This window comes from Idiomarina sp. H2 (assembly GCF_004364275.1).
In the GTDB taxonomy this organism is placed as follows: Bacteria; Pseudomonadota; Gammaproteobacteria; order Enterobacterales; family Alteromonadaceae; genus Idiomarina; species Idiomarina loihiensis.
This window is the reverse complement of sequence record NZ_SNZY01000007.1, coordinates 131,618-156,245: the sequence shown is the minus strand read 5'-3', so window position 1 is coordinate 156,245 and position 24,628 is coordinate 131,618. Positions and strand designations below refer to the sequence as shown.

Below are 24,628 nucleotides of genomic sequence, written 5' to 3'. Positions count from 1 at the left end.
GAGTTATCGTTGTCCTCTACATTACTTAAGAACTTTATTCATGGCTGTTATGTCGATGACAGTAACCATGAGTACTTTGACGTTATCAATCCAGGTACCGGGAAAGTGATTTACACCGTAGAGTCGGCAGGAGAGTCGCTGTTGGAAGATGCGGTGGAAAGCGCCCAAAGAGGGTTTGAGGTTTGGTCAAAAACCTCTGCAATTGAGCGAGCCCGGGTATTACAACGTGCAGCGGCGATTCTACGAGAGCGCAATGACGAGCTGGCAAAGCTTGAAGTGCTGGATACCGGTAAGCCCTGGCAGGAAGCTGTTGAAGTCGATGTTCAGACCGGATCGGATGCTATCGAGTATTTTGGCAACTTATGCCCGTCAATGATGGGCGAGCAACAAAGTGTCGGTAACGACTTCTTTTACACACGACACGAGCCTTTAGGTGTCTGTTTTGGCATTGGCGCATGGAACTACCCGTTGCAAATTGCTTGCTGGAAAGCGGCTGCGGCCCTTGCTGCAGGTAATAGTATGATTTTCAAGCCATCTGAAGAGACGCCTCGTGGAGCGGCGATGCTGGCAGAAATATTCATCGAAGCTGGTGTGCCGAAAGGCGTCTTCAACGTGGTGCATGGCGATGGTGTTGTCGGCAGCTATTTGGTTCAGCATCCGGCTATTGCCAAAGTGTCGCTGACCGGTGAGGTTGGTACCGGGAAAAAAGTGATGGCTTCAGCCGCAGGCACTTTGAAAAATGTCACTATGGAACTGGGTGGTAAATCACCACTTATTGTCTTTGATGACGCAGATATTGATGAAGCGGTAACCGGCGCCATGATGGGTAACTTTTATACCCAGGGCGAGGTCTGTACCAATGGTACCCGGGTCTTTGTGCATAAAGACTGTTATGACACTTTTATGGAGCGTTTATTAGAACGCACCAAGAACAATATCGTAGTTGGCGACCCGATGAACCCTGAAACTAATCTCGGCGCGTTAATTTCTGAAAATCACCTGCATAAGGTTATGTCTTATATTGAGCTTGGCAAAGAACAGGGCGCTACCCTGGCATTTGGTGGTGAACGATTAACGCCTGCGGGCTGTGAAAATGGTTACTTTATTGGCCCCACTATTTTTACTGACTGCACGGACGATATGCGCATTACACGGGAAGAGATTTTTGGTCCGGTGATGTCCGTTCTGACCTTTGAAACCGAAGAAGAGGTGATTCAACGGGCGAACAATACTGATTACGGACTGGCAGCTGGTATTTTCTGTCAGGACTTGCGCAGAGCTCATCGTGTCATCGCTCAGCTGGAGGCCGGTATTTGCTGGATTAATGCCTATGCTAATTCGCCGGTAGAGATGCCGGTAGGTGGTTACAAGCAATCGGGTATTGGTCGTGAAAACGGTGTGGAAGCACTTAAGTCTTATACTCAGACAAAATCAATTTATGTCGGAATGGATAAGCTGGAAGGTCCATTCTAATGACAGTGAATGAGAAATTCGATTACATCGTTGTGGGGGCGGGTTCGGCCGGCTGTGTGCTGGCCAATCGGTTAACAGAAGATCCGGATGTCTCGGTATTGTTATTAGAGACTGGCGGCTCAGACAAAAGCATTTTTATTCAGATGCCAACCGCGCTGTCGATTCCGATGAATACGAAAAAGTACGCCTGGCAGTTCCATTCGGAACCTGAGCCTTATCTGAATAATCGCGAAATGCATTGTCCCCGGGGCAAGGTTCTTGGTGGGTCATCGTCGATTAACGGCATGGTTTATGTTCGCGGTCATGCGCGCGACTTCGATGAATGGCAGGAGCGTGGCGCAGAGGACTGGGACTACCAGAACTGCCTGCCGTATTTTAAAAAGGCAGAAGACTGGGCCTTTGGTGCCGATGAATTCCGTTCGAAAGGTGGCCCTTTGGCGGTGAATAACGGTAACAATATGCAAAATCCGTTGTACAAAGCCTTTATTAAAGCCGGAGTTGATGCCGGCTATATGGAGACCAACGACTATAACGGTTTTCAGCAAGAAGGTTTTGGTGCCATGCATATGACCGTGAAAAACGGTGTGCGCTGGTCCGCTGCTAATGCGTATCTAAGGCCTGCTATGGCTAGGCCTAACCTGGCAATAAAAACCGGTGTTCAGGTTAGTAAAGTGCTACTGGAAGACAAGCGGGCTATTGGTGTTGAGCTTTATGAGAAAAACAACATTGTTCGCTTTTTTGTGAATAAAGAAGTGCTTTTAAGTGCGGGCTCCATTGGCTCTCCGCATATTCTGCAGCTATCGGGTATTGGCAACAGTGAGAGCTTATCTTCAGCTGGCATTGAAACTCTGCATGAGCTGCCTGGTGTCGGTGAAAACTTGCAGGACCACCTGGAGTTTTACTTTCAGTATCAGTGTAAAAAGCCGCTGACGCTGAACAGTAAGCTCGGACCTCTGAGTAAGTTGGCTATTGGTGTACGCTGGATTTTATTCAAAACGGGCTTAGGCGCGACTAACCATTTTGAGTCCTGCGGTTTTATTCGCTCGAAAGAAGGTATTGAGTGGCCGGATCTGCAATACCATTTTTTACCGGCAGCCATTCGCTACGATGGTAAATCTGCTTTTGAAGGGCATGGTTTTCAGTTACATATCGGGCACAATAAGCCGAAAAGCCGTGGTTGGGTGAAAGTGAAAAGCTCAGACCCTTTTACCTCGCCTGAGATTCAATTCAATTATTTGCAGCATCAGGATGACATTACCGCATTTCGAGCCTGCGTACGATTATCCCGCGAGATTATTGCTCAACCGGCAATGGATGAATACCGCGGCGAGGAAATACAGCCCGGAAAAGACATCGTAACTGATGAGCAGATAGACGCTTTCGTACGTGATGCAGTAGAAAGTGCCTATCATCCCTGCGGCAGTTGTCGTATGGGTGCCGAAGATGACGACATGGCAGTGATTGACTCTCAAATGCGTGTACGGGGCTTGCAAGGACTTAGGGTTATTGACTCGTCGGTTTTCCCGACGATTCCAAACGGCAACCTGAACGCGCCAACCATTATGGTTGCGGAGCGGGCGTCGGATATCATCAAGCATCAGAACCTGCCGACGGCCGATGTTGACGTTCATAAAGACCCGCAATGGCAACATCGTCAGCGCAGTGGTGAGGCCAAGCGGAGCGCGTCATGTTAACTCTTGTCAGTGTTGGCATGTTGTTTTTTATGGCCATGGTGGTGTTTATTGTGGTTCGCTGGGGGCGGTTGAAGCTTAACGGTCGATACCCAGTTTCCACTTTGACTTTCATTGCTATTCTGTTTACCTCGGGTCTGGATGTCGGGCTAATCATGTTCCCGCTGACAGAGTTCCCAGTTTACGCCGATATAAAAGAAAACAGCGAGTACGCCTTTGCCAACCCTTTGGCTATTGAGTTTGGCTTCTGGGGCTTTCTGGTCTGGGCTATTTATTTTGTCACTTGTTTTTATTTCTGCGCAATTGAACCCAAAGTAAAATTCTTTGAGATTACCTGGGTTAAGTGGATTAATAACATCGTGATAATTGGCACCTGTGCTTTTACCGCGCATTTATTGTTCGCTAATTTAAGCTGGTATTTACCCGGCATTGCCGTTAGTGAAGGTTTTCCCTGGTATTACGCGCTGATTGTTGGTGCTACTATTTTGTTCTCAGTGTATTCAAGCACGGAACTGAAATTTGTAAAAATCCTGAGCTTATCGTCAGGTGGTCTCTTCTTTGCGCTGATTATTGGGCTTGGCAGTATTGCGCTGATGTCTAATAGTGTTTCTGCGCCCGATTACTTTAGTACGTTACCCTTATTGACAGACTACTTTGAACATCTGCACCGATTTGTTCTGCCGATTAATGATTACCATGCGTTTTATCTGTTCTGGTGGTTTGCCTGGAGCATTATGATTGGTCAGTTTACTGCGCGCTTTGTTGGTAACATGCGCACCATCTGGCTCTTCTTAGCCATGCTGATATGGCCGTCATTGTCCATTGGCCTGTGGTTTAGTGTTTTATACTTATTCCACTTAAAAGGCCTCGATACTTCCGGATTTATTAATTTGGCGATGGTGTTTGTCGGTATCGTCTTTGTCATTAACTCACTGGATTCTTTAATCCGGCTTTATTCCGATAACCTGAACTTGACTGTCGCGCGTTTTGGTAAACAAAAGTACATGGCCTTACACGCCTTTTTAATGATGTCACTGACGGTATTGTTTAGCGTACAGTTTATAAAGATTCAGTGGGTTGGTGCGTTGGTTATTGGTATTGGTTTGTGTTGTTTTGTTTATATCGCACTGGGAAGACAGCAGCACCCGCTGCCTAAAACCTCGGCATTGGTACCACTGCCTGTTAAGAAGAAGTAGAAACAAGAGGGTGTCTACGCGGACTACTGCTTAAACTCCATTTAACACCCTCTTGTCGGTGCCCATTGCTTAATCAAACGAGCGAGACTTAAGAATCTCCGGTTTCAGGAAAGGTTTTTCACCGGTATTGTCATGGTCACCCAGAACCTTGCCATTGATCTCTTGTCCGTATAAAGACCACTGATAGAAATTCTTATATTTTTCTCTGGTTTCTTTTATTTCGCCAGTATAACGAGGATCTTGAGGGCGTTCGTGTGCATTGATGAAATAAGCGACATTCCAGGCTTCTTCATCACTTAAGCGACCAGGCTGTCCTAGTGGCATATTGTTTTGAATGAATGAGGCCGCAGTGAAAATGCGGGTCATTCCGGCTCCCCAGTTGTATGAGGCGTCACCCCAAAGAGGTGGAAATACCACTTGGTCATCTACTCTTTTACCGCCGCCATTTTGGCCATGACAAACAGCGCAGTTATCTTCATACACCTTTTTTCCGGCGTCGTAGCTTATGTTCTCTGGCATTTGTTTTCCTAAATGGCTAAAGCCTCGCCCGGCAATATTGCTGTCGTAAACTTTTGCACCCTTTGCCATGTACTGGTGATAGGCAACCATAGCCAACATATCGTCACTGCCATATTCGGGTGGTTTACCATTCATGGAAAATGAGAAGCAACCAGCAATTCGTTCTTCCAGCGAGTTGACGTGCTGGTTTTTACCACGAAAATCGGGAAGTGTTGTTGCTGCTGGCCAGACAGGCGCTGCCCAAGGTAGTCGACCTTCACCCATATGGCATGACTTACAGTCCATGTCGTTGAATACGTACTCACCGCGGTACTGCTGAGTATTCATAAACATGTCGCGCCCTTTAAGAATGACTTTGCGTAGTTCTTTATGCAGGTTTGGGTCGTTCTCAATATCGCTTAAAGTTGGCGCTTCATGAACATATTGTCCCTGCTCAAACTCAGGCAACTTAACCTCGCGTGGCGACTGAGATTGCGCGATAGCCAGCCCACCAATAGAAATTCCAATTAAAGATAAAGTAACTTTTAGTGAAGTATCCATAGTTGCACTCCTATTATGTAGCTGGTATCGAGGCAAGATAAGCCGAAACCGCTTCTATCTGCTCATCGCTCAGTCGTTTTGCTACGGCTTCCATAAGCTGAACTTTGTCGGTTTTACGGTTGCCGCTTTTCCATGCATTAATTTGTTGCTTGATATAACTCGCATGCTGACCTGCGATGCCAGGGAAGTTTTCGTTAACGCCGCTGTTATTAGGTCCGTGGCAAGTACTGCAAGGCGGAATGTATTCCCCCCAATCGCCGACATTCACAAGGCGCTCACCTTGTTTTAATAATTCTGAATCGGTGTCTTTTGAGGTACTAGCGGGCTTGCTTAAGCTGGCATAATAAGCCGCGATATCATGCAGTTGCTGCTCGTTGAAGTTATCAACATTCATGGACATAACGGCATTATTTCGTTCTCCTGTCTGGTAAGCTTTCATCTGTCGATATAAATACTGTTCGTTCATACCTGCAATGTAAGGAAATGCGCCTGCTGCATTACCTTCACCGTTAGGTCCATGGCAAGCCATACAGGGGGCACCGCTTCCGTCACCTTTCATCGATAACTGCTGACCTGATTCCGGATCGCCTTTAGCCGAAACACTCAGGGAAGCTCCCAGAAGTAGAGCACCCAAAATGCAATTTACGACTAGCTCTTGTTTATTATTCATAGTAATACCCTATATTTAATGACGAGTATGATAGTTAGTATAGTAGCAAATAATATCTTATAGCCACACTATTAGTATGGTTATTGGCAAAGGACTGAACTATGACACTTTCGAGAATTGCAGTCGCATTGTGCTTAGGTGGTTTACTGAACGTTTCAGCACAAGCGGAAACAAATTTATCGAGTCAGTTATTTATTAATGCAAGTAATATTCAGCAGAAAGGGCAAGTTTCAAATAGAGAAGGTTGGGAACTGGATTTAAAGCGGTTCTATCTCGATTTTAGCCATAAGTTTGATGAAAACTGGAGCACGGTAGTAACAACGGATGTCCAATGGCGTCGGCAACAGGACCCGACCGATGTTTGGTTTCGTCATGCATATGTTCAACGTAACTTGCCGGATAAGCAACTTCTGCAACTTGGTGTGGCACCACTGCCATGGATTGACTACATAGCCCGCAAAGTGGGCTACCGCTATGTGGATCCAAGTCTGACACCAATGAACCAGTTTGCCGGCCCCACTGATTTAGGCGTTCATTACTCGAATAAAAATGACAATGTCAGTTATGCCGTGTCAGTTGTGACTGGCGGTGGCTTTAAGAAGCCAAGAGTAGGGGATTCAGTCGACGTAGAAGCCTATGCAGCCTGGCATATTGCTCCGGGGCTCGATATTGCTGTTGGTGGGTACCGTGGCGCTCGCACTCAGGACAAAGATGAGGCACCCAAGATTAATACCGCGGAGCGTTTTAATGCCTCTATCAATTATCAGGTAAAGAGAATCCGCCTTGGGGTTGAATATGTCCACAATAATAATTGGGGACAGGTAGCAAGCCTTCTAAAAGATGCTAAAAGTGGTTGGGGAAGCTGGGCGAGTTATCGTTACGCACCAAAGCAGTCGGTATTTGTGCGTTATGACACAACGAAGCCAAATCGCCGCCTAAATCCTGGCTATGAGAAAGATTATGTTCAGGTTGGTTGGGACTGGAAAGTTGCACCCTATCTGACAGTGGCCATTGTTGGTAAACGCATTGAAGAAACTAGCGTTAATTTTCACAGAGAGTCGAACGAGTTTGGACTGTGGAGCATGTGGAACTTTTAGTTTAAGGCGGCCTTAGTCTTTTCGACTAGGGCCGCATAAAGCCGTTTAACTTATGTTTAATCCCCAGTCGTTATAGGCTGCTTGCGCGAGTTCATCCCGGAATTTAGGATCGGCAATATGAATCAGTTCGCGCGCGCGTTCATTCATACTCTTGGCGCGTAAGTTAGCGACACCATGTTCAGTGACAATGTAATGCACATGGGCACGAGTGGTGACCACGCCGGCGCCTGGCGCAAGCAGTGAGCTAATGCGTGAGACAGTGCCGCCGCAGGCTGTTGAAGGCAGAGCAATAACCGAACGACCACCTTCCGATAAGCTGGCGCCGCGTACAAAGTCCATTTGGCCGCCGACGCCTGAGTATATTTTAGTGCCAATAGAGTCTGCGCAAACCTGACCGCTCAGGTCGACCTGCAAGGCGCTATTTATAGACATAACCTGCTTGTTTTGGCGAATAACCGAGGTGTCATTGGTGTACTCAACATCAAGGAAGAAAACTTCCTGGTTATCATCAACAAAGTCATAAAGTGCCTGAGAACCCATCGCAAAAGTTGTGACAATGCGTCCTCGGTGTTTACGCTTGCGACTGTTATTAATAACGCCACGCTCAACTAAAGGCAGCACACCATCTGAAAACATTTCGGTATGAATACCTAAGTCTTTATGATGATGCAGACAAGCCAGAGTCGCATCGGGTATCGCTCCAATGCCCATCTGTAAACAGTCACCGTCGTTAATGAGCCCGGCAACTTGCTCACCAATTTTCTGAGTAATAGGGTTCTGTTGCGGTTGTTTATGCTCGGGAATCGGTGCCGCTTCTTCAAAATAGCGATCGAAGCGCTTAAGTTGAACCAGTGCATCGCCATGGGTGCGTGGCATATTCGGATTTATCCAAGCTATAACCTTCTTTGCAACTTGCAGGGCGGCTCGCGTTGCTTCTACCGAAATACCTAAACTGCAGTTACCGTGTTTATCTGGCGGCGATACCTGAACAATAGCTGCGTCCAGCGGTTGTTCGCCTGAACGAAACAGCTTTGGAATTTCAGACAGGAAAATAGGAACGTAGTCGGCCAGACCCTGATTAACGGCCTGGCGGGTTGATGCTCCGACAAAAAACGCTCGTTGTCGAAGGTGTCCGTTTAAGTCTGGATCCCCTAAAGCTTCGCTGTATTCTGTATGCAATTGCAATAGTGTTAAGTTTACACGCTGTTTGGCAACTTCCTTTAGGCCTTCTAATAATTTATAGGGTGTTGCCGCCATCGACTGACACCAAATAACATCTCCATCGTTTAGAACTGATAACGCTTGTATTGCCGAATTAACTTTCATTACTGCATCCTGTTTTGAGCTTGGTGCGATTATAACTGGTTATGAAATAAGGGTATTTACCCAGTAAGTGATACTCCTTACTTTGACATAGCGTGCCATTTAGCTAAAGTTGTTAACAAAATAGATCATTGCAGAACATTTGTTCAATGACTACTATTTAGCCAGTTTCTAAACATGGGCTTACCTTATGTCAATTCGCAATAAACTTCTCTCCGTCGGTGCGGTAACAACGGCTGCTTTTATCATACTACTAATGCTGATGATGTTTTTTCAGTCTCAAATTAGTCAGCTGCATCGCGCCAGTGAATTGCGGGAATCTGTACATAACGGTTTGTTACAAGTGCGTCGTGCCGAAAAAGATTTCCTGTTGCGAATGGATGAAAGTTACGCGGATAAACTACAGCAAGAAGTTAGTGTAACGGTTAAAAGGTTAGAACAGCTTAACCAACTGGTTGCTGATGAGGGCTCTACGCGACTTATCGATGGTCTTGCTGAGCAGGTTTCAAAATATGAAGAAAATTTTAATAGTTTAGTTGCTGCGTTTAAGCAACGGGGGTTGGATGAAAATAGTGGGGCCTATGGCGCGCTGCGAGCGGCGACGCATGAGCTGGAAGAAGCTATTGATACAGCCGACCGAACCGAATTGTTGGTAACTCTGTTGCAGATACGCCGTAGCGAAAAAGACTTTATGCTGCGTTTTGACGACAAGTACCTCGGCCGAGTTAACAATTTACTGGATGAGTTGAAAGCCGAGCTATCGGCATCGCCGAATCTGGCTTCCAAAGTTGACGCTTATCGTCGTGACTTTGGCCGTTATGCCAGCTTGTCGAAAGAAATTGGCCTGGATGAAGAGTCCGGCATTAAAGGTGAAGTCAGAATTATTGCCGGTAATATGGAGAGTTCGTTAGCTGAGTTAGATGAGAATCTCAATGAGTTGCTTCAGTCACGTCAGGCAACCATGAAATGGGTTCCTATTGTGGTTTTTGCAGCAATTGCATTTATTGTTGTAGCCATGCTGTTCTGGGTTGTTCGCTCCATTAATCAGCCGCTAACTCAGTTACGCGAAGACATGAAAAAAGTCCAGAGTAGCAATGACTTAACTCTGGTATCAGAAAAGTTCCGTAGTGATGAGTTAGGTGATTTAGTCGATAGCTTTAATGAACTTCTGAGATACTTCCGTAACGTTATTAAGCAGATTAATGAGTCAGTCGAGACGGTTAACGGGTTAACCCAGCAGGTGTCGGATACCGTCACTCACACGTCTGAAAATTTGGATATGCAATCGCATGAAGTTGATCAGGTTGCAGCTGCTATCAATGAGATGGGGAGCACGGCTCATACTATTGCCAATGATGCGGAAGACACCGCCGAGCAGGTGAACAGCTTGTCCGAGCAGGCTAAGCATGGCAGTACTTCAGTACAAGCTGGCGTTGAAAAGGTTCGTTATCTGGCAGAGCGTTTAAACAGCAGTGTGAGCGAAGCAAATACCTTAGCGGAACGCAGTGCTTCAATTACACAAATAGTGACGGTTATAAATGGTATTGCAGAGCAAACCAATTTACTGGCACTGAATGCGGCTATCGAGGCTGCGCGGGCAGGTGAGCAAGGCCGCGGCTTCGCAGTTGTTGCTGATGAAGTCCGGACATTGGCATCACGCACGCAAAAATCTATTGGTGAAATTGAGTCTATTACCAGTCAGTTAAATCAGCAGACGCAGATTATTGTCACCACATTGCAGGAGTGCAATGAACTGGGTGAAGAGAGTGCTCAGCATTCATCGGAGTCGGATGAGTTATTTAATCGCATCCATATGGAGCTTTTAAAAATTAACGACCGCTCTGCGTCTATCGCAACGGCAGTTGAAGAGCAATCGGCGGTTGTGGATGAAACCGCCAGAAATATAACCCGTGTGCGGGATGCCGGTGTGGAAGCAGCGAATGATGCGCAGTCAAATGCCGATGCCGTTGCTCAGGTTCGCAATCAAACAGAGCAATTACGCCAGGCGGTTATCAAATTCCGCGTGTAGCCTGATGTTCACATCAGGGGCGATATCTCACCTGACATAAATGTCAGGCTACGTCGGCGGCGTGTTACGCGTTTAAATACTTCGCATGGAAGCGAAGCTGGGCTTCTATAAACGAGGATATAAAGTAGTAGCTGTGGTCGTAACCGTCGTGTAGGTGAACGGTGCCACCACCCTCTGCTTCAGCAATGGCTTCTTTCAGGTTTTCAGGTTTCAGCTGTTCTTCTAAAAAGCCATCAGCTAAACCTTGATCTACCCGAATTGGCAATGTCTGACCTTTCGACTTAATAATCTCAACAGCATCGTATTGCTTCCACTGTTCGCGATCATCGCCTAAATAAGCACTAAAGGCTTTTTCACCCCAGGGGCACTGTGTTGGATTAGTAATAGGCGAAAAGGCAGAGATACTGCTGTAGCGGCCGCTGTTACGTAAACCAATAACCAAGGCACCATGGCCACCCATGGAATGGCCTGCAATAGCGCGTTTATCATTAATTGGCAATTCGGCTTCCACGAGCTCCGGAAGCTCTTTCACGATGTAATCGTACATCTGATAATGACTTTTCCATGGTTCCTGAGTGGCGTTGACGTAAAAACCGGCGCCTAAGCCTAAGTCGTAAGCCCCGTCCGGGTCATCAGCTACGTTATCTCCACGCGGGCTGGTATCCGGTACAATTAAAGCAATACCGAGCTCCGTTGCTACCCGTTGCGCACCGGCTTTAGTGGAAAAATTTTCGTCAGTGCAGGTTAAGCCCGATAAAAAATAAACCGCCGGAACTTCTGCTTTTTCTGCGCGTAATGGCAAAAAGACACTGAACTGCATAGCGCAGTTCAGTACTTCAGAGTCATGTTCAAAGCGTAACTGACGTCCGCCGAAACAGCGGGTTTCGCTAACTTGTTTCATTACAGACTCCATTAATAATGAATAACTGAACGAATCGACTTACCTTCGTGCATTAAGTCAAACGCTTCGTTAATCTCTTCTAACGGCATGGTATGAGTGATAAAGGTGTCTAAATCAAATTTCCCGTCCATGTATTGTTTTACATAATCAGGCAATTCGGTACGACCTTTAACGCCACCAAAGGCGCTGCCACGCCATACACGGCCGGTAACTAGTTGGAAAGGGCGGGTAGAGATTTCTTCACCGGCACCGGCAACACCAATAATGACGGATTCGCCCCAGCCTTTGTGGCAGCACTCTAACGCGGCGCGCATAACGTCGACGTTACCAATGCATTCAAACGAAAAGTCTACGCCACCGTCAGTCATATCGACAATAACTTCCTGAATAGGCTTGTCGTACTTGGTTGGGTTTACGAAGTCGGTTGCGCCTAGCTCTTTGGCAATCGTTTGTTTGTCGTCGTTTACATCAATGGCAATAATGCGCGAAGCTTTGGCTTGTACGGCACCAATAATAACGGCCAGACCAATACCACCTAAACCAAATACCGCAACTGTGTCGCCTTCCTGGACTTTGGCGGTGTTTTTAACCGCGCCCATGCCGGTGGTGACACCACAACCTAACAGACAGACTTTTTCTAAAGGAGCGTCTTTTGGAATTTTAGCCAGCGAAATTTCTGGTAAAACGGTGTATTCAGAAAAGGTTGAAGTGCCCATGTAGTGATAAATGGTCTCGCCGTCTTTTGAAAAGCGGCTGGTACCGTCCGGCATTAAGCCTTTACCCTGAGTGGCACGAACGGCCTGACACAGGTTAGTTTTACCCGAGGTACAGAATTTACACTCACCACATTCCGCGGTGTACAGAGGAATAACATGATCACCCACTTCAACTGAGGTGACACCTTCGCCGACGGATTCAACAATACCGCCACCTTCGTGACCTAGCACAGAAGGGAAAATGCCTTCAGGATCTTTACCGGAAAGTGTGTAAGCATCGGTATGGCAAACACCTGTTGCTATAATGCGAACCCGCACTTCACCTTTCTTCGGTGGTGCAACATCAATAGTTTCTTCTTTCAGCGGTTCGCCCGGGCCCCAGGCAACCATGGCGCGTGACTTAATGGTTTCCATAATAATTCCTTATAGTCTTGGATTTTCATTTTATTAGGTAAAAGCGTAGCGTAAGTTTAACTTTTTCTCATTAGCAGGTAATCTACTGTTTTTACAAATTACTTTTTCATAAATGAAATAATGGGTGCGAGATGAAGCCATGGCAGGGGATCAGTGAATTTGCGGCAGTGGCTGAGCAACAGAGCTTTACTGCGGCTGCCCGGCAACTCAGGTTATCTGTGGCGCAGGTTAGCCGTAATATAGCAGCGCTTGAGCACCGGCTGCAGATGCAACTGCTGTACCGCTCAACCCGCAGTGTCAGTTTAACGGAGGAAGGGAAGCTTTACTTGCCTCATTGTCAGCATCTGGTTGCCAGCTTAAGAGACGCTGACCAGGCCATTCAACAGCGAACACAGCAGCCGCAGGGTCTCATTCGCATTACGGCACCGGTTTATTATGGTGAGCGTTTCATTGCACCTTTGTTGAATGACTTTTTACATATTTACCCCGAGTGCCGTCTGGATTTTCAGTTAACCAACGAGCAGGTCGATTTAATAGAGGGCAGCTATGATGTTGCGATTAGATTGGGGCAACTGGGTAACCCGCGGTTACGGGCCAGAAAACTAGGCTCGCGTCGACATTTTGTAGTGGGTTCTCCTGATTATTTTGAAGAGTTTGGTCGTCCGCAAGATATTAACGCACTGGATGCGCATCGCTGTTTTACCGGAACGGTCAGACAATGGCGTTTTCAGGTTGAGGATAAACTGGAAACGGTTCGTCCGGAATCCTACCTGCATTGCAACAATGGCCTGGCGCTTCGTGACGCCGCTATGAAAGGTCTGGGGCTGGCTATGCTGCCGGACTATTATGTAACGGACTCATTAGCTAACGGGCAGCTAGAGGAAGTATTAGCGGACTACCGGCAACCCGATGACGGGATATGGGCGTTGTATCCGGAAAACCGTCAGGTGATTCCAAAAGTACGGGTGTTGCTGGACTATTTGTCAGGGAATTTATCAGGGAATTTTTCAGGAAAATTTAAAACTGGAGAAATAGAGAACTGAGAGAGTAAAAAAATGGTGGTTGCTACTGGGCTCGAACCAGTGACCCTCGCCTTGTAAGGGCGATGCTCTCCCAACTGAGCTAAGCAACCATCCTGAAGGTCTGCAATTGACGGAAGAAGAGAAGTGGTGGTTGCTACTGGGCTTGAACCAGTGACCCTCGCCTTGTAAGGGCGATGCTCTCCCAACTGAGCTAAGCAACCATTTTCACTGTGACACTTCTGCGTCGTTGCGAGGTGGCATTATAGGGCGCAGATCTAAACTGTCAAATAAAAATTGCCAACTTGTGTTCGTTTGCTGACATTTTAATCATTTCGAATAGCAGATGCGTCAGGCGCTCAGTCTTGATAAACTTGCGCCCATAAAATTGACTGGTTTTAAAGAAAGGAACAAACATGAGTGTGGTAACGCGTTTTGCCCCCAGCCCGACTGGGTATTTGCATGTTGGTGGTGCCCGTACGGCATTGTATTCATGGTTAGTCGCAAAAGCGCAGGGCGGCGAGTTCGTACTGCGTATAGAAGACACCGACCGTGAACGTTCAACTCAGCCTGCTATTGATGCCATTTTAGAGGGCATGGAATGGTTAGGTTTAAGCTGGGATCGCGGGCCTTATTACCAGACTCAGCGTTTTGAGCGCTATCAGGAGTTAATCGACAAATTACTGGAAGAAGACAAAGCCTATAAATGCTATTGCTCAACCGAACGTTTAGAAAAAATGCGTGAAGAGCAAATGGCTGCCGGTGAAAAGCCTCGCTACGATGGCCATTGTCGGGATAACCCGAATGTTGGCGGTGATAAGTACGTCATTCGTTTTCGTAACCCGCAAGAGGGCAGTGTTGCGTTTGATGACCATATTCGCGGGCGCATTGAATTCGCTAATACTGAACTGGATGACTTGATCATTGCCCGTACCGACGGCACACCGACTTATAACTTCTGTGTGGTGGTTGATGACTGGGACATGGATATTACGCATGTGGTGCGTGGTGAAGACCACATTAATAATACCCCGCGTCAAATTAATATTCTGAAAGCTCTGGGCGCACCGGTACCGCAATACGCTCACGTGTCGATGATTTTAGGTGATGATGGTAAGAAGCTGTCGAAGCGTCATGGCGCAGTCAGCGTTATGCAATACCGCGACGATGGCTACGTACCGGAAGCTGTTGTAAATTACTTAGCCCGTTTAGGCTGGTCTCATGGTGATCAGGAAATATTCAGCCGCGATGAACTGGTGGAGTACTTCAAGCTGGATGACGTGAATAAAGCAGCCTCTGCGTTTAATACCGAAAAACTTAACTGGCTAAACCAGCACTACATGAAAACTTTGTCTGCGGAGCAAGTTGCACCGCAATTGCAATGGCAGTTTGGCCAAATAGGTGTGGACACCAGTAATGGTCCAGCGCTAGAGCAAGTTGTGTCGTTGCAGGCTGATCGGGTAAAAACCTTAAAAGAAATGGCTGCAATTAGCCGTTACTTCTTTGAGTCATTCGATGAGTTTGACGAAAAAGCGGCGAAAAAGCACTTACGTCCGGTAGCGAAAGAGCCGCTGGTAAAAGCCAAAGAACTGCTCGGAGCAATTAGTGACTGGAATGCTGCTAATATTCAGGCGGCAATTAACCAGACGGCTGCCGATTTGGATGTTGGTATGGGCAAAGTTGGCATGCCACTGCGTGTTGCTGCGACTGGTGGCGGTAACTCTCCATCATTGGATGTGACTCTGGAATTAATTCCGCAGCAGACTGTTCTGGCACGTATAGACCTGGCGTTGGAATTTATTGCTAACCGCGAAAACGCGTAATTTGATGCTAATAAAAATTACGCCTGGCCTGATAACGCCAGGCGACCGCCACGATGGGATGAGTAATGGCAGATATAAAACATTTGATTGCAAACAACAAAGAGTGGGCGGAGCAACAGGTAAAGAACGATCCTGATTTTTTCAAACGCTTAGTAGGACAACAATCCCCGCAATATCTATGGATAGGCTGTTCCGATAGTAGGGTGCCGGCGAACGAGATTGTGGGGATGGCTCCGGGTGAATTGTTTGTACACAGAAATGTCGCCAATCAAGTCATCCAGACTGATTTTAACTGCTTGTCGGTTATTCAGTTTGCCATTGAAGCGTTGAAAGTTCGGCATATCCTTGTGGTGGGTCATTACGGTTGTGGGGGTGTAAAAGCGGCACTTGAGAGTAAACCTCACGGGCTGGTTGATCACTGGTTGTATCCAATTCGTGATGTATATCGTGAGCATGCCGAAGAGTTAGAGCAACTGGGCGAGACCGAGCAGATTGATCGTTTGTGTGAACTGAACGTGATTGAACAGGTTAAAAACCTGGCCAAAACCAATATGGTGCAGGAAGCCTGGGACAAAGGTGAGTCATTGACAATACATGGTTGGGTCTATCGTTTAGATAATGGTTTGGTTAATGATATGAATGTATCGGTTTCAAGCCGGGAAGGCATGGAGCAGGTGTATCATGTTTACCACCAAAAGTTGCCGAAAGGCGGTTAAAGTTAAGATTTGATGAATTACTGAGCAAACTGCCATAAAAACGCTCAAACAGAAGTATTTTTAGAAAAAATAGTTGACACATTAGCTCAGGTCACAATAGAATGCGCCCCGCTGTCAAGGCAGTCTGCGACTGTCAGGTGCGGGGCTATAGCTCAGCTGGGAGAGCGCTTGCATGGCATGCAAGAGGTCAGCGGTTCGATCCCGCTTAGCTCCACCAAGTTGTTTTGGTAAAGCACTATTTGGTAGTAAGTATTTGGTTGTTGCGTCCCCTTCGTCTAGTGGTCCAGGACACCGCCCTTTCACGGCGGTAACAGGGGTTCAAATCCCCTAGGGGACGCCATTCAAATACAAAATGTAAAAAGTAATTTCTGCGTCCCCTTCGTCTAGTGGTCCAGGACACCGCCCTTTCACGGCGGTAACAGGGGTTCAAATCCCCTAGGGGACGCCATTACTTTTCTGCATATATTAAATTAAGTTCCATGGGTCCCCTTCGTCTAGTGGCCTAGGACACCGCCCTTTCACGGCGGTAACAGGGGTTCAAATCCCCTAGGGGACGCCACTTAAATCAACCGCCCGCAGGCGGTTTTTTTGTTTCTGGCTTTTGCTACTGCGCCAACTTCAGTAAATAAGGTTCCAGAAAATCAGCTATCTTTGGCTGGGCTTCCGCGGTGGGGTGAATGCCATCATCCTGCACATAATCCGCATTTGTTGCTATTTCTTCCATAAAGAAAGGTATGAGTGTCACATTTTTTTCTTCTGCAACTTCCTCAAACATTTTCTGGAACTGTTCAGCAAAACGCTGGCCATAGTTTGGTGGCACCATAACCTGACTCAAACCGACTTTAACGCCTTGTTGCTGCGCCTGGTCGATGATTTGTTTCAAATTTGAACGAACTGTGTTTAGGTCGAACCCACGAAGTCCGTCATTACCACCCAGCTCAATAAATAATGCGTCGGGTTTATGACGCTCTAAAACGCCTTCTAAGCGGCGCAAACCACCACGAGTGGTCTCGCCACTAATGCTGGCGTTAATGATGTTAATATCGGGATGAGAGCTCTCCCAGCGGCGATCTAACTCGGCAACCCAGGTTTGTTCCTGAGAAAGCCCATAACCGGCGCTTAAGCTGTCACCTAAAACGACAAGTGAGACATTTGCGGAAACGCTGCGTATAACCAACAACAGCGCTAAAAATAAACACGTTTTCAAAAGGAAGTTTTTCATTTTATGCTCATTCAAGCTCAACAACTGGAAAAAACCGTAGACACCTCTGAGGGTCCATTACAGATTCTGCAGCCAATTAACGTCAGTATCAATGCCGGTGACACCGTAGCCATTGTCGGCGCTTCCGGCTCAGGTAAGTCGACGTTATTGTCACTACTGGCGGGTTTAGACCTCGCATCCTCCGGAGAGGTTCTTATAGAGAACGAAAAATTAAGCGAATTGGATGAGGAGCAGCGCGCAAAAGTTCGTGCTGACAAAGTCGGCTTCATTTTTCAGTCGTTCCTGCTGGTACCTAGCTTAAGTGCCTTAGAGAACGTTATGCTGCCGGCAGAACTGGCCGGACATAAAGGCGCAGAGAAAGAAGCCAGAGAATTACTGGCGAAGGTTGGGCTGGAAGATCGCTGGCACCATTATCCGAACCAACTGTCTGGCGGTGAGCAGCAACGCGTAGCTATTGCTCGGGCTTTTGTTGGACAACCCAAAATTCTGTTTGCTGATGAACCTACCGGTAACCTTGATGCAAAAACCGGCGGCAAGGTTGAAGAGCTGCTATTTGACTTGAATAAGGATTATGGCACCACACTTGTTGTGGTCACCCATGATCAGCGACTTGCTGCGCGTTGTCAGCGCGTGTTGCAAATGGAAGCAGGCCAGCTATCGGAGGCAGCTCAGGATGTGGCATAAGATTTCATTTCGTCTGTTAAAGCAGGAGCTGAGGCGCGGTGAACTGACCATTATGGCACTGGCTATTATTTTGTCGGTGACCGCAGTGCTTTCGTTGTCTATTTTCAGTGATCGTCTGCAAGCAGGATTAACTGAACGTAGCAGTGAGTTTCTGGCTGCCGACAGAGTACTAAGTTCCAGACGCGATATTCCGCAGGAGTGGCTTGAGCAAGCCGGGCAAATGAACTTGAAAACCGCCTGGAAAGTGGTTTTCAATTCCATGGCTTTTGCTGATGGAAACATGACCCTGGTGGATGTTAAAGCGGTGAGTGACGGTTATCCGCTGCGCGGTGAGCTGGAAATAGCGGATCAACCTTTTGGGCAGGGTTACGTTGCCAAAGGGCTGCCCGCAGAAGGTGAAGCCTGGGTAGCTTCGCAGCTGTTTCAGGCGCTGCAATTAGAGATTGGCGATGATATTGAAGTGGGCAATAGTAGCTTTAAAGTCACTAAGGTGGTTACTTACGAGCCTGACGTTGGCTTTTCAGTTTTTACCGACAGTCCTAACGTATTGATTCGCCATTCGCAGCTGGAAGAAACCGGTCTGATTCAACCCGGCAGCCGGGTTCGTTTTAATGTGCTGATGGCTGGTAATAACAGTGATATTGATGCTTACGAAGAATGGCTGTTACCACGCCTGAATGACGATACGCACAGCTGGCGTAGTATTGAAGATGGCGACAGTCCGTTGTCACGGTCGCTGAATCGTGCCGAGCGCTTTATGATGCTCGCAAGCTTACTTGGTGTGGTTCTGGCTGCAACAGCTGTTGCGGTTGCAGCACAGCGTTATTGCCAACGAAATTACGATGTGGTCGCCATATTCAAGACCTTAGGTGCCAGTCGTCAGCAAATCCGTCGTATTTTTATGCTGCACCTGTTGCTATTAACCGCTGCGAGTGTGGCCATCGGTATGGCGCTTGGCTGGGCTCTTCAGTATCTGGTTATTGAGTGGGTCGCACAGAAACTGGATGCGACTTTACCTCAGGCGGGCTGGCAGCCTTATGTTTTAGCCGGAGCCACCGGTGTTATCAGTGCCGTTATGTTTACACTGTATCCGTTATTCCGACTGGTCTCTATTCCGCCGCTGCGCGTGCTGCACCGTCAGTTAACGGCGGGTAACGCGGTACGCTGGCTACAATGGGTACTAAGTGGCGGAACCATATACGCATTGCTGGTTATTTACAGCCAGCAGTGGTGGTTGTCGACAGCCTTATTCGCAGGTGGTGCGGTTGCCGCTGTCTTACTCCTTGGGTTAGGGCGCTTGTTTATTTCTGCCAGCCGTAAGGCAGGTATGCAAGCAGGCAGTAGCTGGCGCCTGGCTATGGCGGGCTTACAAAGAAGAGCAGCCGCCAACAGTGTTCAAATGCTGAGTTTTTCAACAGCCATTATGCTGTTGTTGCTCGTTATTGTTTTGCGTAACGACTTACTGGAAGACTGGAAAAGTCAGTTACCAGCGGATGCGCCAAACTATTTCGCCATCAATATAGCCGAAGACAAAGTTGATGACATGCAGACTATGTTTGAGCGGGAGAATATTCCGTCGACTGATCTGTATCCCATTGTACCGGGACGCTTAACCCATATTAATGGCGAGAAGCTGCTAGACGAAGTCACCAAGGAAGATCGTGATGACGATGAAGCTGAAGGCCGCGAAGGTATAGGAAGAGAGCTTTCACTGACCTGGAGAGACACCTTACCACCTAACAACGAACTTACCGCTGGAGAGTGGTGGGGCGACAACGCTGAACCTCAGGTCTCTGTCGAATTAAATGTCTCCGAACGACTGGATATAAAAGTGGGTGATGAACTACGCTTTAACTTAGGTGGCGAAGAGTTCACTGTGCCGGTAACCAGTTTACGTAAAGCCGACTGGAATACCCTGCAGCCAAACTTTTACATGATCTTTAATACCTCGACACTGGAAGATTTTCCGGCAACTTACATCACCAGTTTTAGACTGGGTGAAGACCGAAAAGACGAATTGTACCAATTGTTTAAACCTTTTCCGCAAACGTCGTTGATTGATCTGGACGCTATGATTAATCAGATTCGCGAGGTGATTGGGCAGGTCAGTTTAGCCATTGTTTTTGTACTGGTGCTGGTCATTATTGCTGGAGCTTTAGTGCTGGTTGCGCAAGTGCAGGCCAGTATGGAAGAACGGCAGAAGGAATTGGTGATTTTACGAACCCTGGGAGCGCCGGGTAAACTATTGAGTCGCAGTATTACTTATGAGTTTCTGGTGCTTGGGGCAATTAGCGGGCTAATAGCAACCTTAGCCATGGAAGTCTCGCTATTTATATTGCAAAACCAGGTATTTAATATGACGCCAGTTATTCATTGGAAACTTTGGTTGTTAGGACCGGTATTTGGTGCTGTTGTGGTGGCTGTTTTAGGTCGTTTATCCTGCCACCGGCTCATTCAGAGAAATACGGCGCAGCTTATACGTAAGCTGGCCTGATGGAACATAAAAGAGGTGACCGATGAACATTTTAATGACAGGTGGTACTGGGCTTATTGGCTCAGCGTTTATTCATAAGTACCAGGACACGCATCAGTTTACGGTCACCACTCGCAGCAAGGAAAGGGCGAGAAAAAAGCTGGGCGACAATGTAACTTTGCTGTCTTCGGTCGATGAAATTGTGGATATTGGTCAGTTTGATGCGATTATAAACTTACAGGGCGAGGGTATTGCGGATAAACGTTGGTCTGATTCCCGTAAGCAAGCCCTGAAAGACAGTCGTTGGCAGGTGACAGAAAAGCTCGCCGCCATGATTAATAAAGCAGAAAAGCCACCTAAAGCCTTTTTGAGTGGCTCGGCCATTGGCTATTATGGTCCGCGTGATGCAGAGCCGGTTAATGAAGACCATGTCGCTGAGCATAAGGACTTTGCTGTTACTTTGTGTCAGGAGTGGGAGCGACGGGCTTTGGCAGCAAAAGATGCAACTCGTGTAGTTTTGCTGCGTACCGGTGTCGTTTTGGCAAAAGGAGAGGGAGCATTAGCAAAAATGCTGCCGCCTTATAAGTTTGGTTTAGGTGGTCCGTTGGGTGAGGGCAATCAGATGATGTCCTGGATCCAGCTGGACGATATGATTCGAGCCATTGAGTATCTGTTGGAGCACGATAATCTGTCTGGGCCCGTTAATATGACGGCTCCCGGACCAGTGACTAACGAAGCCTTTAGTCGTACCCTGGCATCTGTTATGAATAAACCGCACTTTATGAGAGTACCGGCGTTTGTCCTTAAGTTAGGCTTGGGTGAAATGTCGTCGATGCTACTTGAAGGGCAAGCTGTGGTGCCGGATAAACTGCGCAATCATGGCTTTCAGTTTGAGTATCCGACAGTGCGTGAAGCTTTTAAGGTAAGTGTATAATTTTTTACACGTCTTTTGGGTTTCTTAACGGACAGTGTTTTCGGAACTCAGTAAAATTGAGAAATGAAAACAAAAAACCAGTATCCACTTAAACAATTAACCCTTGGCGTTGGCATTTTTATGCTGGCGCTTACCGGGTGTACTTCTATTCCCGCTGAAAGCCCTCAAAACGTAGTTGGTACTAGCGAGTCCGGAAAGGCTTCTTACTACGCCATGAAGTATCAATTTAGAACAACGGCAAGCGGTGAGACTTATAACCACTTTTCCAGCACCGCAGCACACCGGACACTGCCGTTCGGGACCAAAGTGCGCGTCACCAATATTGCTAACAACAAAAGCGTTGTGGTCAAAATTAATGACCGTGGACCATTTATTGACGGCAGAGTCATTGATTTGTCGCGCTCCGCATTCGATAAAATAGCCGATCTTGATTTAGGTGTTATCAAAGTGACTACTGAGGTTATCAGGTAATATCAGAGCTCGTGCCTTAGTGTTACAAAAACTAACAATTTAGCGCGTGACCTCTTAACGTATTGATATTAGCTTTCTTGTTTTAGTTAAACTTTAGAGGTGGGATGCCGGTGTCAATGTTTAGGACTTTAGTTTCAGTAAATACTTTGGCATTGCTAACACTGGTATTAACTGGCTGTTTTCACTTGTTGGAGGTGAACAGCGAAAGGTGAATGTGGAGCCAGATCCAGAGCTGATTGATGCAACCGATGCGGTATTATACTCCCATATTCATTACGATCATTTTAATAAGAGCGATATTGAAACCATAGGGCGCAAGCCCGGATACTTAGTGCCATTGAATCTGGCCGATCACTTTCCATCCATTGGAGCAAATATAACTGAACTCGGTTGGTTTTCTTCGAAGAAAATAGGTGACTCTCTGGTGACTGCGGTGCCTGCTCACCACTTTAGTAGCCGCACCTTGGTGCCCTTTATTTACGAAGATAACAATAAAGACTCCTGGAATGCCTGGTTAATCGAAAACAAGGGGAAGACGTTGCTTTTCGCCGGAGATACCGGTTATTCAGAACACTTTAAAGTAATAAACAAGCGCTACGGTGATATTGATGTGTGTCTGTTGCCGATAGCGTCTTATTACAGTGAGGAGTCACCTGAATGGTACCGCTACGTTCACTTGACTCCGGAAGATGCTCTGACGGCAGCCGCTGAACTTAATTGCAAAGTATTTATCCCCTGGGGTTACGGCAACGCCAGCTGGGGGATGGGAGATCTATCCTCTCACTCGGCACTAACTCGTTTTCTGAATATGGCAGAGAAATTTGGCACATCAGCTGAAATCGTGATTTTAAAAGAAGGGGAAAGCTTGTAGCTTTCCCCTTATCTATTTTTATGAAGACTTACTCATAAGCTGCTCAATAACGAGCTTTAAGTCACCGATAAGATCGTCGCTGTTGCGGAAGCCATTCATCAGAATTTTGTATTTTCCGTTCACAATCAACGTTGGAGTACCGGTAATGTTTTTATCGCGGACGTCTTTTTCCATTTGTTTTGCTCGAGCTTTGACTGAGAAGTTATTGAATCCTCGTTTGAACTCGCTTTCCGAAACGCCTGCCTGAACAAAAATATTTTTAATTTTCTCCTGTGTATCAATTGACTGGCGTTGTCCAAATTGCTGTTCGAAAATACGCTCGCTAATAGCTTGCTCTTTATTCAGCATTAAGGCCAATGAGTAAGCTTGAGTCATTTTGCTGCCCATGCCCGGTTTAGGGCTCAACCCTGAGGTGTGTGACTTCTTAAATGCGTCGGGAAAGGCAGCGGCAAGTTCTTTTGCGATGGGCTCGAAACGGTAACAGGCCATGCAATAAAAAGAGAAGTACTCAATAATTTCAGGCGTTGTCGAAGCCGGGTTATCTAGAACCTCGTAGTGTTCGTTCTCGCTAAACTCTTTAGCCTGCAGTGTTACTGCTATGAATAGTGCGCAAACTAACGTCGTGATTCTTACTAACATAGTGAACTCCTTTTCGTTGTTCTTGGGCATTGAAGTATTGCAAGTAATGATTTCAAGAACAAGCAGTTACCATCCAGTAATGCGTTGCCAGGTGTTATGCGAACCGTCACTCATTAGCACATGGTAAACGGGATGCATGGCGGCAGTGGCACAGGCATGATTGGGCATAATGCGTAGCTGATGACCAACGGGAAAGTCTTCTAATTGGTAAGCGTCGCTTAACTCTATAACGCCGTGCTCTTGCGAGGTACTATTAACACAAAGGCCATCAAGCACAGAACCGTCTATTTTACATACTTGTCCATAGCCAAAATCACGGTTCTGACCCGCTGTTCCACGATCACGCGACAATGCCATCCAGCCGCTGTCAGTCAGCAGCCAATTCTTCTCTTTGTTGTGGCCGATTACTGTGGTGACGACGGACATGGCTATGTGCGAGAAGTCGCATACACCGATGTTTTTCATGACTAAGTCAAAGGTGGTGTAAACGCCGGCTCTGACTTCACTAATGTCACTAAAGTCTTCGCCAAAATGAGCTGTCGGCGTTGAACCAACGCTGGTTATAGCGCAGTGAATACCGGCGGTTTCCAGGTTGTTTCGTGCTATTCGAACGGCATCGCATTCTTGTTTGGCGAAGTTTTTTAAGCCTTGTTCCGTATTGCAGGCGTATGAGCCACCGGCATGGGTCATTAAACCGGTGAAATGCTCGCCAAGTGTTTTTGCAATGGTTAACAATTTTGAATCGCTTGGCTTAATACCACCACGGTGATCGTCACTGTCTATTTCAATAAAAACGGAAAAGTCTTGCCCAAACTCAGCAGCATAATCAACAACCGCTTGTGCCTGCGTTATATTATCTAAAAGAATATGCAGATTAATGCCTTGCTGTCTTAGTGCGGCTACACGCTTTAGCTTTGCCGGCGCTATGCCAACAGCATAAAGTAAATCGGTATAACCTGCCTTCGCGTAGGCCTCGGCCTCAGCTAACGTTGATACTGTGGCCGGAGCACTCTTACTATCGAGTAGATACTCAGCCGCCTCCAGAGTACGCAGGGTTTTTAAGTGCGGGCGTAAATGACTGCCAAGGGACTCAACCCGTTGCTTAAGATAGTTAATGTTACTCTTCAATTTAGCTTCATCGATGAGCAAATAAGGTGTATCCGGATGTGCAATCCAGTCAGGAGCTGATTTCATAATTGTTGTCCTG

At 47.0% G+C, this 24,628-nt stretch carries 20 protein-coding genes, 6 tRNA genes and 1 pseudogene; 17 read left to right on the top strand and 10 right to left on the bottom strand.

The window, feature by feature from the left end:
• Positions 1 to 9 precede the first annotated feature (9 nt).
• The 3 genes from betB to DET62_RS10595 are packed head-to-tail and all read left to right on the top strand — an operon-like array spanning position 10 to position 4,360.
• On the top strand, positions 10 to 1,473 hold the full coding sequence (betB, locus tag DET62_RS10605; protein ID WP_110013881.1) for a betaine-aldehyde dehydrogenase: 1,464 nt from the start codon (positions 10 to 12) through the stop codon (positions 1,471 to 1,473).
• On the top strand, positions 1,473 to 3,167 hold the full coding sequence (gene betA, locus DET62_RS10600) for a choline dehydrogenase (protein ID WP_110013880.1): 1,695 nt from the start codon (positions 1,473 to 1,475) through the stop codon (positions 3,165 to 3,167). Before betB ends, betA begins: the two co-directional genes overlap by 1 nt.
• A complete protein-coding gene (locus DET62_RS10595) occupies positions 3,161 to 4,360 on the top strand; it encodes a BCCT family transporter (protein ID WP_110013879.1) in 1,200 nt (399 codons plus the stop codon). The genes betA and DET62_RS10595 overlap by 7 nt, the downstream gene beginning before the upstream one ends.
• A gap of 69 nt (positions 4,361 to 4,429) precedes the next feature.
• On the opposite strand, the gene DET62_RS10590 is transcribed toward DET62_RS10595, so the two are convergent.
• Together DET62_RS10590 and DET62_RS10585 are read right to left on the bottom strand one after the other, a co-directional pair.
• Complete coding sequence (locus tag DET62_RS10590; RefSeq protein ID WP_110013878.1) at positions 4,430 to 5,419, bottom strand: c-type cytochrome; 990 nt, start codon at positions 5,417 to 5,419, stop codon at positions 4,430 to 4,432.
• A 13-nt stretch (positions 5,420 to 5,432) separates the two neighbouring features.
• Positions 5,433 to 6,089: a c-type cytochrome gene (locus DET62_RS10585; RefSeq protein WP_110013877.1), complete on the bottom strand. Its 657-nt coding sequence runs from the start codon at positions 6,087 to 6,089 to the stop codon at positions 5,433 to 5,435.
• 101 nt (positions 6,090 to 6,190) lie between these two features.
• Between DET62_RS10585 and DET62_RS10580 the strand changes: the two genes are divergently transcribed.
• Entirely contained in the window at positions 6,191 to 7,186 is a 996-nt protein-coding gene (locus DET62_RS10580; protein WP_110013876.1) for a hypothetical protein, read from the top strand.
• 45 nt (positions 7,187 to 7,231) lie between these two features.
• On the opposite strand, the gene DET62_RS10575 is transcribed toward DET62_RS10580, so the two are convergent.
• Positions 7,232 to 8,512 (bottom strand): acetyl-CoA hydrolase/transferase C-terminal domain-containing protein, encoded by a 1,281-nt coding sequence (locus tag DET62_RS10575; protein WP_110013875.1) that lies wholly within the window; start codon positions 8,510 to 8,512, stop codon positions 7,232 to 7,234.
• A 187-nt stretch (positions 8,513 to 8,699) separates the two neighbouring features.
• Here DET62_RS10575 and DET62_RS10570 point away from each other — a divergent pair, with 187 nt between their 5' ends.
• Positions 8,700 to 10,538 (top strand): methyl-accepting chemotaxis protein, encoded by a 1,839-nt coding sequence (locus DET62_RS10570; protein ID WP_110013874.1) that lies wholly within the window; start codon positions 8,700 to 8,702, stop codon positions 10,536 to 10,538.
• A gap of 64 nt (positions 10,539 to 10,602) precedes the next feature.
• Here the strand turns inward: DET62_RS10570 and fghA are convergent, their stop codons facing one another.
• Together fghA and DET62_RS10560 are read right to left on the bottom strand one after the other, a co-directional pair.
• The gene (gene fghA, locus DET62_RS10565; protein ID WP_110013873.1) at positions 10,603 to 11,439 is read right to left on the bottom strand and encodes an S-formylglutathione hydrolase; all 837 of its coding nucleotides are present in this window, start codon (positions 11,437 to 11,439) and stop codon (positions 10,603 to 10,605) included.
• A gap of 11 nt (positions 11,440 to 11,450) precedes the next feature.
• Positions 11,451 to 12,569 (bottom strand): S-(hydroxymethyl)glutathione dehydrogenase/class III alcohol dehydrogenase, encoded by a 1,119-nt coding sequence (locus tag DET62_RS10560; protein WP_110013872.1) that lies wholly within the window; start codon positions 12,567 to 12,569, stop codon positions 11,451 to 11,453.
• A gap of 131 nt (positions 12,570 to 12,700) precedes the next feature.
• On the opposite strand from DET62_RS10560, the gene DET62_RS10555 reads away from it, so the two are divergent.
• A complete protein-coding gene (locus DET62_RS10555; RefSeq protein WP_110013871.1) occupies positions 12,701 to 13,612 on the top strand; it encodes a LysR substrate-binding domain-containing protein in 912 nt (303 codons plus the stop codon).
• Between the two features lie 13 nt (positions 13,613 to 13,625).
• On the opposite strand, the gene DET62_RS10550 is transcribed toward DET62_RS10555, so the two are convergent.
• Both DET62_RS10550 and DET62_RS10545 read right to left on the bottom strand, forming a co-directional pair.
• Positions 13,626 to 13,701: transfer RNA gene (locus DET62_RS10550), tRNA-Val, on the bottom strand.
• Positions 13,702 to 13,736: 35 nt separating this feature from the next.
• Positions 13,737 to 13,812: transfer RNA gene (locus DET62_RS10545), tRNA-Val, on the bottom strand.
• A 192-nt stretch (positions 13,813 to 14,004) separates the two neighbouring features.
• Between DET62_RS10545 and gltX the strand changes: the two genes are divergently transcribed.
• The 6 genes from gltX to DET62_RS10515 all read left to right on the top strand — a co-directional run bounded on the left by gltX (position 14,005) and on the right by DET62_RS10515 (position 16,686).
• Positions 14,005 to 15,411, top strand: a complete 1,407-nt coding sequence (gene gltX / locus DET62_RS10540) for a glutamate--tRNA ligase (protein WP_110013870.1) — start codon at positions 14,005 to 14,007, stop codon at positions 15,409 to 15,411.
• 65 nt (positions 15,412 to 15,476) lie between these two features.
• Complete coding sequence (gene can, locus DET62_RS10535; protein WP_011235005.1) at positions 15,477 to 16,127, top strand: carbonate dehydratase; 651 nt, start codon at positions 15,477 to 15,479, stop codon at positions 16,125 to 16,127.
• A 141-nt stretch (positions 16,128 to 16,268) separates the two neighbouring features.
• Positions 16,269 to 16,344, top strand: a tRNA-Ala gene (locus tag DET62_RS10530).
• Between the two features lie 47 nt (positions 16,345 to 16,391).
• Positions 16,392 to 16,467: transfer RNA gene (locus DET62_RS10525), tRNA-Glu, on the top strand.
• A gap of 32 nt (positions 16,468 to 16,499) precedes the next feature.
• Positions 16,500 to 16,575, top strand: a tRNA-Glu gene (locus tag DET62_RS10520).
• Between the two features lie 35 nt (positions 16,576 to 16,610).
• A tRNA-Glu gene (locus DET62_RS10515) sits at positions 16,611 to 16,686 on the top strand.
• A 45-nt stretch (positions 16,687 to 16,731) separates the two neighbouring features.
• Here DET62_RS10515 and DET62_RS10510 read toward each other — a convergent pair.
• On the bottom strand, positions 16,732 to 17,349 hold the full coding sequence (locus DET62_RS10510) for an arylesterase (RefSeq protein ID WP_011235004.1): 618 nt from the start codon (positions 17,347 to 17,349) through the stop codon (positions 16,732 to 16,734).
• 3 nt (positions 17,350 to 17,352) lie between these two features.
• Between DET62_RS10510 and DET62_RS10505 the strand changes: the two genes are divergently transcribed.
• The 5 genes and pseudogenes from DET62_RS10505 to DET62_RS10485 all read left to right on the top strand — a co-directional run.
• Positions 17,353 to 18,033 (top strand): ABC transporter ATP-binding protein, encoded by a 681-nt coding sequence (locus DET62_RS10505; protein ID WP_110013869.1) that lies wholly within the window; start codon positions 17,353 to 17,355, stop codon positions 18,031 to 18,033.
• Complete coding sequence (locus tag DET62_RS10500; RefSeq protein WP_110013868.1) at positions 18,023 to 20,527, top strand: FtsX-like permease family protein; 2,505 nt, start codon at positions 18,023 to 18,025, stop codon at positions 20,525 to 20,527. Before DET62_RS10505 ends, DET62_RS10500 begins: the two co-directional genes overlap by 11 nt.
• A gap of 22 nt (positions 20,528 to 20,549) precedes the next feature.
• On the top strand, positions 20,550 to 21,440 hold the full coding sequence (locus tag DET62_RS10495; RefSeq protein WP_110013867.1) for a TIGR01777 family oxidoreductase: 891 nt from the start codon (positions 20,550 to 20,552) through the stop codon (positions 21,438 to 21,440).
• Between the two features lie 63 nt (positions 21,441 to 21,503).
• The gene (locus tag DET62_RS10490) at positions 21,504 to 21,911 is read left to right on the top strand and encodes a septal ring lytic transglycosylase RlpA family protein (RefSeq protein WP_110013866.1); all 408 of its coding nucleotides are present in this window, start codon (positions 21,504 to 21,506) and stop codon (positions 21,909 to 21,911) included.
• A 166-nt stretch (positions 21,912 to 22,077) separates the two neighbouring features.
• Positions 22,078 to 22,782 (top strand): annotated as a pseudogene (locus tag DET62_RS10485) (MBL fold metallo-hydrolase); the annotation flags it as partial.
• 18 nt (positions 22,783 to 22,800) lie between these two features.
• Here the strand turns inward: DET62_RS10485 and DET62_RS10480 are convergent.
• Together DET62_RS10480 and DET62_RS10475 are read right to left on the bottom strand one after the other, a co-directional pair.
• The gene (locus DET62_RS10480) at positions 22,801 to 23,421 is read right to left on the bottom strand and encodes a thiol:disulfide interchange protein DsbA/DsbL (protein WP_166635833.1); all 621 of its coding nucleotides are present in this window, start codon (positions 23,419 to 23,421) and stop codon (positions 22,801 to 22,803) included.
• A gap of 66 nt (positions 23,422 to 23,487) precedes the next feature.
• Positions 23,488 to 24,615, bottom strand: coding sequence for a DSD1 family PLP-dependent enzyme (locus DET62_RS10475; protein WP_110013864.1), 1,128 nt, complete (start codon positions 24,613 to 24,615; stop codon positions 23,488 to 23,490).
• Positions 24,616 to 24,628 lie beyond the last annotated feature (13 nt).

Excerpts from the sequence above, each read along its gene's own strand:
- betA (WP_110013880.1), top strand. The coding sequence starts at position 1,473 with ATGACAGTGAATGAGAAATTCGATTACATCGTTGTGGGGGCGGGTTCG.
- DET62_RS10595 (WP_110013879.1), top strand. The coding sequence starts at position 3,161 with ATGTTAACTCTTGTCAGTGTTGGCATGTTGTTTTTTATGGCCATGGTG.
- DET62_RS10590 (WP_110013878.1), bottom strand. The coding sequence starts at position 5,419 with ATGGATACTTCACTAAAAGTTACTTTATCTTTAATTGGAATTTCTATT.
- DET62_RS10585 (WP_110013877.1), bottom strand. The coding sequence starts at position 6,089 with ATGAATAATAAACAAGAGCTAGTCGTAAATTGCATTTTGGGTGCTCTA.
- DET62_RS10580 (WP_110013876.1), top strand. The coding sequence starts at position 6,191 with ATGACACTTTCGAGAATTGCAGTCGCATTGTGCTTAGGTGGTTTACTG.
- DET62_RS10575 (WP_110013875.1), bottom strand. The coding sequence starts at position 8,512 with ATGAAAGTTAATTCGGCAATACAAGCGTTATCAGTTCTAAACGATGGA.
- DET62_RS10570 (WP_110013874.1), top strand. The coding sequence starts at position 8,700 with ATGTCAATTCGCAATAAACTTCTCTCCGTCGGTGCGGTAACAACGGCT.
- fghA (WP_110013873.1), bottom strand. The coding sequence starts at position 11,439 with ATGAAACAAGTTAGCGAAACCCGCTGTTTCGGCGGACGTCAGTTACGC.
- DET62_RS10560 (WP_110013872.1), bottom strand. The coding sequence starts at position 12,569 with ATGGAAACCATTAAGTCACGCGCCATGGTTGCCTGGGGCCCGGGCGAA.
- DET62_RS10555 (WP_110013871.1), top strand. The coding sequence starts at position 12,701 with ATGAAGCCATGGCAGGGGATCAGTGAATTTGCGGCAGTGGCTGAGCAA.
- gltX (WP_110013870.1), top strand. The coding sequence starts at position 14,005 with ATGAGTGTGGTAACGCGTTTTGCCCCCAGCCCGACTGGGTATTTGCAT.
- can (WP_011235005.1), top strand. The coding sequence starts at position 15,477 with ATGGCAGATATAAAACATTTGATTGCAAACAACAAAGAGTGGGCGGAG.
- DET62_RS10510 (WP_011235004.1), bottom strand. The coding sequence starts at position 17,349 with ATGAAAAACTTCCTTTTGAAAACGTGTTTATTTTTAGCGCTGTTGTTG.
- DET62_RS10505 (WP_110013869.1), top strand. The coding sequence starts at position 17,353 with ATGCTCATTCAAGCTCAACAACTGGAAAAAACCGTAGACACCTCTGAG.
- DET62_RS10500 (WP_110013868.1), top strand. The coding sequence starts at position 18,023 with ATGTGGCATAAGATTTCATTTCGTCTGTTAAAGCAGGAGCTGAGGCGC.
- DET62_RS10495 (WP_110013867.1), top strand. The coding sequence starts at position 20,550 with ATGAACATTTTAATGACAGGTGGTACTGGGCTTATTGGCTCAGCGTTT.
- DET62_RS10490 (WP_110013866.1), top strand. The coding sequence starts at position 21,504 with ATGAAAACAAAAAACCAGTATCCACTTAAACAATTAACCCTTGGCGTT.
- DET62_RS10480 (WP_166635833.1), bottom strand. The coding sequence starts at position 23,421 with ATGTTAGTAAGAATCACGACGTTAGTTTGCGCACTATTCATAGCAGTA.
- DET62_RS10475 (WP_110013864.1), bottom strand. The coding sequence starts at position 24,615 with ATGAAATCAGCTCCTGACTGGATTGCACATCCGGATACACCTTATTTG.